This window comes from Tenacibaculum sp. Ill (assembly GCF_051938915.1).
GTDB lineage: Bacteria > Bacteroidota > Bacteroidia > Flavobacteriales > Flavobacteriaceae > Polaribacter > Polaribacter larymnensis.
The window spans coordinates 1417501-1430892 of record NZ_JBPSCW010000002.1; the positions used below are offsets into that span (position 1 = coordinate 1417501).

Annotated in this window: 9 protein-coding genes (1 of these 9 only partly in view); 3 read left to right on the plus strand and 6 right to left on the minus strand. The window is 30.9% G+C overall.

What is annotated here, in order from left to right; genetic code table 11:
* Both ACTPNM_RS06760 and ACTPNM_RS06765 read left to right on the plus strand, forming a co-directional pair.
* On the plus strand, positions 1 to 233 hold the end of the coding sequence (locus tag ACTPNM_RS06760; protein ID WP_440121101.1) for a helix-turn-helix domain-containing protein. The gene continues 721 nt to the left of window position 1, outside the view; the window shows 233 of its 954 coding nt (coding positions 722-954); the start codon falls outside the window, past its left edge; it ends in the stop codon at positions 231 to 233.
* 101 nt (positions 234 to 334) lie between these two features.
* A complete protein-coding gene (locus tag ACTPNM_RS06765; protein WP_440121102.1) occupies positions 335 to 1588 on the plus strand; it encodes a nuclear transport factor 2 family protein in 1254 nt (417 codons plus the stop codon).
* A 72-nt stretch (positions 1589 to 1660) separates the two neighbouring features.
* On the opposite strand, the gene ACTPNM_RS06770 is transcribed toward ACTPNM_RS06765, so the two are convergent.
* The 6 genes from ACTPNM_RS06770 to tsaD form a co-directional block, all read right to left on the minus strand.
* Complete coding sequence (locus ACTPNM_RS06770) at positions 1661 to 3289, minus strand: pyruvate dehydrogenase complex dihydrolipoamide acetyltransferase (RefSeq protein ID WP_440121103.1); 1629 nt, start codon at positions 3287 to 3289, stop codon at positions 1661 to 1663.
* Positions 3290 to 3292: 3 nt separating this feature from the next.
* A complete protein-coding gene (gene pdhA, locus ACTPNM_RS06775; RefSeq protein WP_099216561.1) occupies positions 3293 to 4288 on the minus strand; it encodes a pyruvate dehydrogenase (acetyl-transferring) E1 component subunit alpha in 996 nt (331 codons plus the stop codon).
* A gap of 142 nt (positions 4289 to 4430) precedes the next feature.
* Positions 4431 to 5105: a hypothetical protein gene (locus ACTPNM_RS06780; protein WP_440121104.1), complete on the minus strand. Its 675-nt coding sequence runs from the start codon at positions 5103 to 5105 to the stop codon at positions 4431 to 4433.
* A gap of 67 nt (positions 5106 to 5172) precedes the next feature.
* The gene (locus tag ACTPNM_RS06785) at positions 5173 to 5838 is read right to left on the minus strand and encodes a M15 family metallopeptidase (RefSeq protein ID WP_440121105.1); all 666 of its coding nucleotides are present in this window, start codon (positions 5836 to 5838) and stop codon (positions 5173 to 5175) included.
* Between the two features lie 57 nt (positions 5839 to 5895).
* Positions 5896 to 7749, minus strand: a complete 1854-nt coding sequence (locus ACTPNM_RS06790; protein WP_440121106.1) for an LTA synthase family protein — start codon at positions 7747 to 7749, stop codon at positions 5896 to 5898.
* An 18-nt stretch (positions 7750 to 7767) separates the two neighbouring features.
* Positions 7768 to 8796: a tRNA (adenosine(37)-N6)-threonylcarbamoyltransferase complex transferase subunit TsaD gene (gene tsaD, locus ACTPNM_RS06795; protein WP_440121107.1), complete on the minus strand. Its 1029-nt coding sequence runs from the start codon at positions 8794 to 8796 to the stop codon at positions 7768 to 7770.
* A 196-nt stretch (positions 8797 to 8992) separates the two neighbouring features.
* Here tsaD and ACTPNM_RS06800 point away from each other — a divergent pair, with 196 nt between their 5' ends.
* Positions 8993 to 13381 carry a translocation/assembly module TamB domain-containing protein gene (locus tag ACTPNM_RS06800; protein WP_440121108.1) on the plus strand — a complete coding sequence of 1463 codons (4389 nt, stop codon included), beginning with the start codon at positions 8993 to 8995 and terminating at the stop codon, positions 13379 to 13381.
* Positions 13382 to 13392 lie beyond the last annotated feature (11 nt).

Genomic DNA, 13392 nt, shown 5'->3' on the forward strand with positions numbered 1-13392 from the left:
CTCATAAATTATCTCAATTTTTAAATGATAATTTAGGGAAAAGCTTTGCTATGTTTTTAAATGAATATAGAATTGAAGAAGCAAAGAAAATCATAAGTAAAAACCATAAAATAACATTAGAGAGTATAGGTTTTGAAGCTGGTTTTTCTTCAAAATCAAACTTTTATGCCACTTTTAAAAAAGTAGTTGGACAAACACCTGCTCAGTATCAAAAGCAGTTTTTGGAAGACTAAGTTAGTGCAGAATTATAATTTAGTACACCTAAATTATAACATATCATCGAAATAGAATATTGTTTTAAGAGGTTTGAAGTAAAATTTAAATCTTTTAAAAAATGAAAATTATATCTACGTTAATTTCAGCTTTCTTTTTTATCTCTAGTTTTTCACAAGATAAAGAAGAAATTAAAGAAAAACTTCTTGTTAATATCTATGGAAGTAAACAACAAAAAGTAATTAATTATGACAAGAGTTTTGTGTCAGATGATAAGTTGCTTTATGAAAGTATAGATCGTCCAGAAGTAAATTTAACACTTTCAGATAAAGAGTTAATAGAGCAAACACTTAATAATTATATTGAAGGAAGTTCTTATAATAAACTTAATATTTTAAAAGAATCTTTTTCAAAAGATGCAACTCTTTATTTAACAGGAAAAAATGGTTTTAAACAATACAGTCCTGATGAGTATGCAAACTTTTTTTCTCCTGGTAAAAAAGGAAAATTTAATGGTAGAATAGGAGAAATAATATCTATCGATATCACTAATGATATTGCCACTGCTAAAGTTGAAATTTTAATACCTAACCGTAAATGGAGATTTATTGATCTTTTTTTATTGAAGAAATTTACTAATCAATGGAAAATTATAAGTAAAACAGCAACGAGAGAATCATCTAATGAAACTGGAAATAAAATTTTATTTGTAGTTTCTAACACAGATTATTATTTAGGAACCGATATTCCCACAGGTAATAGTTTTGATGAAATAATATTAGCTTATGAAATGTTTAAAGATGCTGGCTTTAATATAGATGTTATAAGCCCTAAAGGAGGAGCAATTCCTTTAAAATACTTGAATACGTCAGAAAATAAGAAGAAGGAATATTTATACGATAGTGATTTTATGTATGCTTTAAAAAACACAAAAAAGCCAACACAAGTTCATTCGACAGATTATAAAGCGATTTATTATGTAGGAGGAGGAAGTGCTATGTTTAATGTACCTAAGAATAAAGAAATTCAAAAGATAGCAATAGATATTTATGAAAAGCAAAAAGGTGTCATAAGCGCTGTTTGTCATGGTACAGCAGGAATTGTTTATTTAAAGAAAAGTAATGGAGAATATTTAGTGAAAAATAAACGTGTAAATGGTTTTCCAGAAGATCATGAAAAGAAAGACAGAGCATACTTTAAAAGTTTCCCATTTTTAATTAGAAACACGATAGAAAAACATGGTGGGAAATTCTTTTATTCAAGTTCTCCTCTTGAAGCGCATGTAGAAGTTGATGGAAGATTAGTAACAGGACAAAATCCTGCGTCGGTTCCTAAATTGGTAAATGAAGTAATCAAAATTGTTAACTTAAAATAATGCTAATGTCTGATTCAGTAAATAAAAAAGCTCGCAATTTGCGAGCTTTTAATATTTATAATTTACTGAAAACTATGCTAACATAGTAACAGGGTTTTCTAAATATGTTTTTAAAGTTTGTAAAAACTGAGCACCTACTGCACCATCAACTGTTCTGTGATCACAAGCTAAGGTTAATTTCATAGTATTTCCAACTACAATTTCTCCGTTTTTAACTACAGGCTTTTGTACAATTGCACCTACTGATAAAATAGCAGAGTTAGGTTGGTTAATAATTGAAGTAAAGCTTTCAATACCAAACATTCCTAAGTTAGAAACTGTAAATGTACTTCCTTGCATTTCATTTGGAGTTAGTTTTTTATTTCTAGCTTTTGAAGCTAATTCACGAACCTCAATATCTATTTGATTAATGTTCATATGATCTGTATGATGTAAAACAGGTACAACTAAACCTTCTGGTACTGCAACAGCTACACCTATATTTATGTGTTTATTGTATAATGTTACATCATCACTCCAAGTAGTATTAACTTGAGGATGTCTCCTTAATGCCATAGCAGATGCTTTTACTACCATATCATTGAACGATACTTTGGTATCTGGCATTTGATTAATAATTTTTCTAGACTCAATAGCATTGTCCATATCTACTTCTATATTTAAGTAGAAGTGAGGAGCAGAGAATTTAGAATTACTTAATGCCTTAGCAATGGCTTTACGCATTTGAGAGTTTTTAACTTCAGAAGTGTTTTCTTCTCTAGCAATCGCAAAATTAGTTACTGCTGATGGAGCAGCACTACTAGTAGCTACTGGAGCTTCAACTTTAGCAGTTGGAGTATAGTTTTCAACATCTTTTTTGATGATACGACCATTTTCACCAGAACCTTTAATGTCTGCTAAATTGATTCCTTTGTCTTTAGCAATTTTTTTTGCTAAAGGAGATGCAAAAATTCGTCCACCTTTATTATTTGATACAGTCTCTACTGGGGTAGCAACTGTTTCTGTTTTGTTTTCTACTGCTTTAGGAGCTTCTTCTTGTTTTTCTGAAGTTTCTCCACTAGTTAAAGTACCAGCTTTGTGAGCTTCTACTAAAGAAGAAACATCAGTTCCTGCTTCACCAATAATAGCTAACAAACTATCTACAGGAGCACTTTCACCTTCTTGAACACCAATATGTAATAAGGTTCCTTCGTTAAAAGATTCGAATTCCATTGTAGCTTTATCGGTTTCAATTTCAGCTAAAATATCACCTTCCTCAACATTGTCACCTACTTTTTTTAACCAAGAAGCAACTGTACCTTCAGTCATAGTATCACTTAAACGAGGCATTGTTACCACTTTTACTCCTTCAGGAACAGTTGTGTTAGTAGATTCTGTTTTTGGTTCTTCAGTTTTAGGAGCTTCTGTTTTTGTTTTAGCAGGCTCAGAAGTATTTCCATTTAATAATGAAGAAAAATCTTCTCCTTCTTCACCAATAATAGCTAATAAACTATCAACAGGAGCTGTTTCGCCCTCTTGAACACCAATATGTAATAAAGTTCCTTCGTGAAAAGACTCAAACTCCATTGTAGCTTTATCAGTTTCAATTTCAGCTAAAATATCTCCTTCTTCAACTTTATCTCCTACTTTTTTTAACCAAGAAGCTACCACTCCTTCTTCCATCGTATCGCTTAAGCGAGGCATGTTTATAATTGTAGCCATAGTTTACTTAGATTTTATAAATGGATAATCTTCTTGTTCGTATACCATATCATATAATTGATTTAGCTCTGGATATGGAGATTCTTCTGCGAATTTCTCACATTCTTTAACCATATCTTTTACTTCTTTATCAATTGTTTTGATTTCATCTTCTGTAGCATATTCCTTTTCTTTGATGACCTCTAAAACTTGAGTAATTGGATCTATTTTTTTGTACTCTTCAACCTCGTCTTTAGTACGATAGTGTTGAGCATCAGACATAGAATGACCTCTATATCGGTAAGTTTTCATTTCTAAGAAAGTAGGGCCGTCGCCACGACGAGCTCTTTGAATAGCTTCATCTACAGCTTCAGCAACTTTGATAGGATTCATACCATCAACTGGTCCACAAGGCATTTCATAGCCTAATCCTAACTTCCAAATATCAGTATGGTTTGCAGTTCTTTCAACAGAAGTTCCCATTGCGTATCCGTTGTTTTCAACAATAAACACTACTGGTAACTTCCAGTTCATTGCCATGTTAAAAGTTTCATGTAAAGAACCTTGACGTGCAGCTCCATCACCAAAATAACATAAAGTAACAGCATCGCTACCTTTGTATTTATCTCCAAAAGCGATACCAGCACCTAAAGGAATTTGTCCTCCTACAATTCCGTGACCACCATAGAAACGGTATTCTTTAGAGAAGATATGCATTGAACCTCCCATACCATGAGAAGTACCTGTAGCTTTACCATATAACTCTGCCATTACACGTTTTGGGTCTTCACCCATACCAATTGGTTGAACGTGATTACGATAAGCAGTAATCATTTTATCTTTAGTCAAATCCATTGCATGTAATGAACCTGCCAAAACAGCCTCTTGACCGTTATATAAGTGTAAAAAACCTCTAACTTTTTGTTGAATGTAAACTGCTGCTAGCTTGTCTTCAAACTTTCTCCAAAATAGCATATCTCTATACCAGTTGATATAGGTTTCTTTGGTGATTTTCTTCATTATATACTTTAGTTGTTTATTTAAATGTTTGTTTGTTTTACCTATAGTAAAACGTAGCTACAAAAATAAGTAGTTTTTAGTAATTTAAAAAAACTTATTACTAAAAGTTGAAGAAAGGTTTTAGACAAAAAAAAGACGGTAATTACTGCTCCTTAGCTACAATAATTGTGGCTTTTGCACCTGTAGCCAAATTCCATTCATTAGATGAAATTAACATACCAGCGTCATTATATATTTTAAAAGCAGCTGTATTAGGACCTGAGGTTCCTTGATTTAAAGCAACAATCTTTATAGTATTTATTCCTTCATCTAAGGGAAGGTTAAAAGATTGATAACGTTGTTTTAGTGTAAGATTACTAACAACAGGAACATCATTTATATAGATAGTGACCTTGTCTCCATCTGGATATTGATAATCTCTACAAATAATATTAACACTTTTTGACTTAGTACTAAAACTACCTAAATCTTGATCAATAACAGGGTATTGATACATACCATTAATTTGTTTGAAGGCTTTTAAGTATTGTTCTTCTGCAATTTTAGCTTTGGTTAAAATCCCTTTATTTTCTAAATCTTTTTGAGCTTGCTTTTTTTGGAGTTCTTTTTGTTGTTTTTGATGAGCGGTTTTAAACCCGTTATTATTATCAAAATCTAGCGTTTTAGGCTTTTTTACTTCTTTACCAGGCGCAGTAATAACACCAAAAGAAGAATTTTCCTTTTTTTTACCACCAATTGTACCATCCATCTGTGCAAAAACATTGGATGTTACGCTACATAAAAAAACGATTACAAGTGTTGGTACTATTTTCATCATTGGAAACAAATCAAGGCAAATATAATGCCGATTTTTAAGTGTTTTTAAAATTTAGAGTTAAAACTAATTATTTTACAGGAAAATCAAAAAAGGTTTTAGGAAATGGTTCTCCTCTTAAGGTAAAATGCCACCATTCTTTACTATAAAATCTAAAACCATATTTACGCATTACTTTTTGTAGTAATTGTCTGTTCTTTTTTTGTTGTTTAGTAAGATTATGATAAGTAATGTGAGAAGAAACTCCAAAAAAGTCATATGGACTCCCCATGTCTAGTTCTTTACCTGTTTCTAGATGTATAATTGTTAAATCGACAGTACTTCCTCTAGAATGTCCAGATTTTGAAGAAATATATCCTTTTTTAAATAAATGACGTTTATTAATCTCAGGATAGTATTGTTGCTTCATTAATGTATCGTTCATTACTCGAGCCCATTTTACAAAATGGTTTACTGCTGTTTGTGGACGATAAGCATCATAAACTTTTAAGCCTAATTTTTGACTTGCTAACTCATCTTGAACTTTTTTTAAAGCTTTAGCAGTAGGAGTAGTAGCTATAAGAGTATTTTCTTCATATCCATTAACTGGAACTCCCATAAAGTTGTTGTTATGACAGTATCTTAATTCGCCTTGAATGGTAGGAGATATATCTTTTATATATGAAAATCCTTTTGGTAATTTCTGAGATTGAACTGCTAGTGAGGTAAGTAAAAATAACGATAAAATCCATTTCATAGGGTAAAAGTAATGAAATGGATTTTAACAGTTTCTCTCTTAATGAAAGATTAACTTTTATTTATCTAAAAAATCTTGATAGGCATCCTGACTGATAGCTCTTCCTAAAGAATCTAGAGGCTGATAATTGCCTTCTTGTATTACAGGTTTATTGCTTACATAATCATAAACAAAAGTTCCGTTTTTATATACAGTACCAAATCCTTTATTAAAGACATAATGTACATATTGATTTTCAGAAGTGTTAAAAATGTTTTTTCCAAACTTAAATTGTTCTGGTTTACCCCCCAACATGTCTGTTAAAGTATATGCTAAATCACTTTGAGCACTAAAATTGTCAATAGTAATTCCTGTTTTGTTAAGAGCTCCACCCAACCAAACCATTGGGATTTGAAATCTTTTAGGAGAATTAAAATATCCTTTATGTTTAGGTAATGGATGTCCGTGATCAGATAAAATAACAATTAATGTATTATCCCACCAAGATTGTCTTTTAGCTTCGTCAATAAATTTACCTATAGCTTTGTCTGTATAAGCTTGAGCACTTCTGTATAAATTTTCTACAGAATTTTTACCGAATTTATATTCTCCAGGAAATTCATAAGGTTCATGACTAGTTAATGTAAGAGCTACTTCAAAAAAAGGTTCTCTAAGGGTAGGTGAAGATAAATCTTTCATAAATCGATCTAAAAAGATATGATCATGTGCTCCCCATTTTGAGTTCCAGTTTTCTTTGTCAAACTCAGTTCCATCTACAATTTTATCAATTCTACCATTACGTAAATAAGTAATCATGTTTCCAAAATTACTATCACCACCATAGTAGAAACTAGTATTGTACCCTAATTTTTTCATTTCCTTGGTAAGCATTGGTAGTTTTCTTGCTTTATATGGGATTTTCATGATGCTTTTTGTTGGCTGAGGGTAATAACCACTTAAAATAGCAGGAACCCCTTTGTCTGTTCTGTCCCCATTTCCATAGAAATTAGTAAACAAAATACCTTCTTTAGCTAGTTTATTTAGGTTTACGGTAACATCAGGCTCACCACCTAGAGCCCCCACAGCTTTTGCTGAAAGGCTTTCCCAAATAAGGATAATAACATTAGGTTTTTTAGTATTTAAAATAGAGTCTGTACTTGCTGTTAAAAGTTGATTCTTAGTTTTATTGATGATGTCTTTAGCAATATTATTCTTATAGTGTACATAAGGATTTTTACCATCAGTTTTATGACTAATCGTATTAGCAAAGTTCCAGATGAAATTTACCGCAGCGTGATTAGCAAACATGTTTTTGGAGAAGTATACATTACTTTGGTTAATAGGAATATTGGCAAAACCACCTCGCATAGGGATTATTAAACTTCCTATTAGTAATAAAAACACCGGGGCTTCTAAAAAATGTTTCTTATTTAATTTATCTAGTGCTTTATTTAAAACTTTATTAAATAAGTAAATAGCAATCGCAGAAAGTAAAATCCAAGCAAATAAACCGCTAATCAATTGTAAAGAGCTTACTGAAGCCAGCATTGCTTTAGGAGTGTTAATGTAATTTAAGACAGTAACGTCTATACGAACTCCCCAGAATTTATACAAAGAAATATCTGTCAACATAAACAAGTTAATTACTGAAAGAATAGGAAAAGTGTATCCTTTAATAATGTAACCGATAACTTTTTTAGGAATCCATATTGAGAGTAAAATAACTAAAAAAGGAATAGCAGCTAAGTAAGCTGCAAAAGAAAAGTCTAACTGAATACCATATACAAATGTTTTTAACGTAGTAAAAAAACTTAATTCAGAAGTTTTATCGAAGTAATATAATAAGAACAAAAAGCGAGCGAGTAAAAAATATACTACCCACAAAGAATAATATGTAATACTAAAAAGAAATCTGTTTTTAAAATTAGTCATTGTAGTATATAAAGAGATTTATTCAGTAACTTTTAAACGAGCTTTAGCAGTTACAGAAATATCAGAATAATCATTGTTTAAATATTTTAAATATCCAGCTATAGCAATCATTGCAGCATTATCAGTAGTGTATTCAAACTTTGGAATGTAAGTTGTCCACCCCCAGTGCTTTTCTGCTAAAGTTAAACGTTTTCTTATTTCTGAATTGGCAGAAACACCACCAGCAATTGCTATATGTTTAATGCCAGTTTGTTTTACAGTGTTTTTAAGCTTATCCATCAAAATTTCAATAATAGTATATTGAATGGAAGCACAGATGTCATTAAGATTTTCTTTTATGAAATTAGGATTCTCTTTTACATTTTTTTGAACAAAATATAAGATTCCAGTTTTTAAGCCACTAAAACTAAACTCCAAATCACCAACCTTAGGTTTCGTAAATTTAAAAACTTTAGGATTTCCTAATTGAGCATATTTATCAATTAAAGGTCCTCCTGGATAAGGCAAACCTAAAATTTTAGCAGATTTATCAAAGGCTTCACCAACTGCATCATCAATTGTTTCACCTAAAACTTCCATTTCAAAATAATTAGTGATTTTTACAATTTGTGTGTGACCGCCACTAATAGTTAAGCAAACAAAAGGAAATGGAGGTATTTTACTTTCTTCTTCTTTAATAAAATGAGCTAAAATATGTGCTTGCATGTGGTTAACATCTATCAAAGGAATGTTTAGTCCTAACGCTAAAGACTTAGCAAAAGAAGTACCAACCAATAAAGAGCCCATTAATCCTGGACCACGAGTAAAAGCTATAGCATTTAAATCGTTTTTTGTTATGCCCGCCTGTTCAATAGCTTGTTGTACAACAGGAACAATGTTTTGTTGATGTGCCCTTGAAGCTAGTTCAGGAACCACACCGCCATATTTGGCATGAACTTCTTGGTTTGCCACAACATTGCTTAACACTTTACCATTACAAATTACCGAAGCGCTTGTGTCGTCACAAGAACTTTCAATACCTAAAATATAGATGTTTTCTGTACTCAAATCTTTCCGGATTTAGGTTACAAAAATATTGATATTACGTTAGATTTTCGTTAAAAATAACATTTCTTTAAAATAAGGCAGCATTTTTGCAGTTTGCTGATTACTTTTGTTAATAGGATTATAAATAAGGGAAGTTATTAAAAGATTAGGGAACATAATAGGTAGAATAATAAAGTACGCAGTACTTTTTCTGCTCTTGCTTTTTCTTTTACTATCGTTACCTTTTGTACAAAGTCAACTTGCTAAACAAGCAACGAATTGGGTAAACAAAGAGTTTAATACCAATATTGTTGTAAAAAAAATTGATTTATCATGGTTAGGAAGTGTTCAGTTAAAAGAAATTGAGATTAGAGACCATCATAAAGACACCTTAATTTTTGTAAATAATCTAACTACTTCCTTACAGAATGCCAAACGAATATTAGAAAATAAAGTAGATTTAGGTGAAGCCTCTTTAAGTGGAGTTCATTTTTATATGAAGACCTATAAAGGAGAAAAGAATGATAACATGTCTATTTTTGTAGACAGTTTTGAAGATGGAAAGCCCAGAGACAGTTTAGCTGCACCATTTATTCTTAAAAGTGATAAAATTACTTTAGAAGATTTAACTTTTAAGTTAATGGATGAAAATAAGCAAGATCCACTTGAGTTTGCAGCATATAAAGCAGGAGCGGAATTAAACGATTTCTCGATTATAGGTCCTGATGTTTCTATGAAAATAAGAAATATGTTTTTCACAGGAAACAGAGGGGTTAACGTGTCAAATTTATCGACAGACTTCACGTATACAAGATCCTACATGGATTTTAAAAATACAACGTTAGAAACAGATAATAAAACTAAACTCCAAGCTAAAGTTAAGTTTACTTATAACAGAAAAGATTTTGTAAACTTTAATGATAAGGTAAGAATAAAAGCTAAGTTCCAAGAAAGTGTAGTTTCAGTAAAAGATTTAAATAAGCTATACAATGAAATTGGTGGGCATGATTTTTTATATATAAGCGGAGATATTGATGGAGTTCTAAATAATTTTAGTGCCAATAATGTAAGAGTACATTCAAGGGGAGGTATGAGAATTATTGGAAATATGGGGTTTGTTAATGCCGTTAAAACCAGTAGAGGTTTTGTGTTTGATGCAGATTTGGATAATCTTACAGCAAATTACTTCCAATTAAGAAATGTACTACCAAACTTATTAGGGAGAACATTACCAACAGAATTTCAAAGACTTGGGAATTTTACTTTGAATGGGATAGTGAGAGTAACTCCACAACAAATGGATGCTACTGTATCAGTAAAATCAGAAATCGGAACTGCAATTTCAGATCTTCAATTAACAAATATTGATAATATAGATAAAGCAGAGTACACAGGAGAGGTAGAGTTTAAAGATTTTGACCTTGGTGTTTTTGCTAACGACCCTGTACTGGGAACCGTTTCGTTAAAAGCAGATGTTAATGGAAGTGGATTTAATGTTGATAATGTCAATACCATAATTATAGGGAGAATAAGTAGTCTGTTTTTTAATAAATATGAATATAAAAACTTACAAGTAAACGGACAGTTCCAAAATAAAAAATTTGACGGTTTACTAAATGCAGACGATGATAACTTCAAGTTAAAATTTGAAGGACTAGCAGATTTCTCATCAGAGATTAACAAGTTTGATTTTATTGCTGATGTTGATAGAATTGACTTGAAGAAAACAAACTTATTTACTCGTGATAGCATTTCTGAGTTAAAAGGAAATATTAACTTAAACATTTCTGGAAACACATTTGATGATATTGTAGGGAAAGCAACCTTTAAAAATTTAGTATACAGAAATCAAAAACAGAGTTACCCTTTTAAGAGTTTTGAAGTAAACTCATCAGTAAAAGATAGTATTAAAAATATAGAAGTAAACTCGGAAGATATTGTAAAAGGGTATGTAAAAGGAAAATTTTCTTTTGAAGAGTTATTACCAATTACACAGAATGCTTTGGGTAGTGTGTATACAAACTATCGTCCGCATGAAGTAGCACCAAATCAGTTTTTAGATTTTGACTTCACAATTTATAATCAAATTATAGATGTTTTTTTACCAAATATTTCAATAGGAAAAAATACACGATTAAAAGGTCGTATTAATTCAGATAAAAACTCGTTAAAACTTACATTTGAGTCTCCTGAAATAAATGCATATAGAAATATAATTGAAGGAGTAGTACTGAGGTTAGATAATAAGAACCCTTTATACAGTACTCACTTAACAGCTAATAAGGTTAATACAAAGTATTACAATATTGAAAAATTAAACTTATTAAACCGTACTCAGAACGATACACTATTTTTTAAATCGTTATTCAAAGGAGGAAAAGATTATGCAGAGAGTTTTAGCTTAGATTTCTTTTATACAATAAATGAATTTCAAAAATCTGTTGTGGGAATTCAAAAATCTAAATTACACTATAAAGGTTTTGATTGGGTAATAAACCCTAATGATGACAGAAATAATAAAGTAACATTTGATTTACAAAAAGATGATTTTACAATTAGTCCGTTTGTTTTTAAATCAGGAGAACAAAGAATAGATTTTAAAGGAATTGTAAGAGACAGTACTTATAAAGACATACAAGCAAACTTTAATAAAGTAAAACTAGCTAGTTTTTTACCACCAGTGGATAGTTTAAAGTTAGATGGAAAACTGAACGGGAGACTAGAGTTTAAACAAGAAAATGAAATTGTAGCTCCAGAAGGAAACTTATATGTAGAAGATTTTTACATAAACGATTATTCACAAGGAAATTTAGCACTGAATGTTACGGGAGATAACTCTTACGAAAAATATAATGTCAATTTATCTTTAGAAAATGAAAACGCAAAGAATATATCCGCTACTGGAGGAATTGACTTTTCTACAGAGAGACCAGTTATTGACCTAGATATTTATCTGAAAGAGTATGATATTGCTGCTTTCAGTCCATTAGGAGAAGATGTTTTGTCTAAATTAAGAGGAAAAGTAACAGGAGACTTTACTGCAAAAGGGTATTTGAGAAATCCTGATTTTAAAGGAATCTTAAATTTTGAGAATGCAGGATTAGCTTTTCCATATTTAAATGTGGATTTTGACTTAAAAGGAAATACAAGTGTTGTTTTAGATAAACAAGAATTTATTTTTCAAGACATAATTCTAGAAGACACAAAGCACTTAACACAAGGGGATTTATCAGGAAGTATTGTGCACCAAAATTTTAAAGACTGGTTTTTGAATTTTGACATTAACACTCAAAATTTATTGATTCTGGATACACAAGAAACTGAAGAGTCTCAGTATTATGGAACAGGATTTTTAAATGGAGAAGCTAAAATCAGAGGGCTTACAAGTTATTTAGATATTGAGGTTAACGGAAAAACAAACAAAGGGACTTTATTTGTAATTCCGCTAAGTGATGTTAAAACGATAGATAATTATAAGTTAATTCGATTTAAAACAGGAGAGGAAGAAGAGGGAACAAAAGGAAAGGTTATTGGAGATATTAAAGGTCTTGACTTAAGATTAAATTTAGCTGTAACTAAAGATGCAGTAGCTCAGGTGGTAATTGATAAAGTTTCGGGGAGTGAGTTAAAAGGAAGTGGAGAAGGAAACCTTAGAATTGATATTGATACACGAGGTAAGTTTAACATGTTTGGAGATTTTACTGTAGACAATGGTTTCTATAATTTTAAATATGCAGGAATAACAAAACCTTTTATTGTACAAAAAGGAGGAACTATTTCTTGGAATGGAGATCCATATGAAGCAGATTTAGATATTACCGCAGTATATAGAACTAAAGCAAACCCAGCACAGTTATTAGATAATATCAATTCAAATCGTAAAATTCCAATTGACCTATACACGAAAATTACAGGAGGGTTATTTAGTTCAAAACAAGAATTTGATATTAAAATACCAAATGCAAATTCAACAGTTAGTTCAGAGTTAGAGTTTATTTTGAATGAGAATGATTTAAATACCAAAATGCAACACTTCTCGTTCTTGTTAGCCTTTGGTACATTTTATAATCCAGATGCTATTGGTAGTAGTGCTAGTTCAGGAATTACAGGAACAGCCTCTGAAATTGCTTCAAGCATTTTAACAAACATGTTAAATAGTGATGGAAATAAATTTCAATTAGGAGTTGGGTATACACAAGGAGATAGAGGAAATGTAGACAACCTTAATTCAGACGATCAGGTAGATGTATCTGTATCAACGCAATTAAGTGATAGAGTATTGGTTAATGGAAAAGTAGGAGTACCGGTAGGGACTAACACACAAACCAGTGTTGTAGGAGAGGTAAAAGTAGAGGTGCTTTTAAATGAAGAAGGTAATTTAAGGGGGACAGTATTTAACCGTCAAAATGAAGTACAGTATTCTACCGAAGAAGAAGGATATACACAAGGAATAGGTATTTCTTATCAGGTTAATTTTAATAACTTGCGCGACTTAGGAAAAAAACTAGGTTTTAATAAAAAAGACAAGAAGAAAGAAGTTAAAAAAGATACGTTGAAACCAAAGAAAAAAGGACTGATAAACTTTAAATCTAAAGAAGAAAAATAACCAAACTATTT

Bases quoted from the DNA above. Each gene is read 5' to 3' on its own strand.
- pdhA (WP_099216561.1), bottom strand. From the start codon at position 4,288: ATGAAGAAAATCACCAAAGAAACCTATATCAACTGGTATAGAGATATG.
- ACTPNM_RS06785 (WP_440121105.1), bottom strand. From the start codon at position 5,838: ATGAAATGGATTTTATCGTTATTTTTACTTACCTCACTAGCAGTTCAA.
- ACTPNM_RS06770 (WP_440121103.1), bottom strand. From the start codon at position 3,289: ATGGCTACAATTATAAACATGCCTCGCTTAAGCGATACGATGGAAGAA.
- ACTPNM_RS06780 (WP_440121104.1), bottom strand. From the start codon at position 5,105: ATGATGAAAATAGTACCAACACTTGTAATCGTTTTTTTATGTAGCGTA.
- ACTPNM_RS06790 (WP_440121106.1), bottom strand. From the start codon at position 7,749: ATGACTAATTTTAAAAACAGATTTCTTTTTAGTATTACATATTATTCT.
- ACTPNM_RS06765 (WP_440121102.1), top strand. From the start codon at position 335: ATGAAAATTATATCTACGTTAATTTCAGCTTTCTTTTTTATCTCTAGT.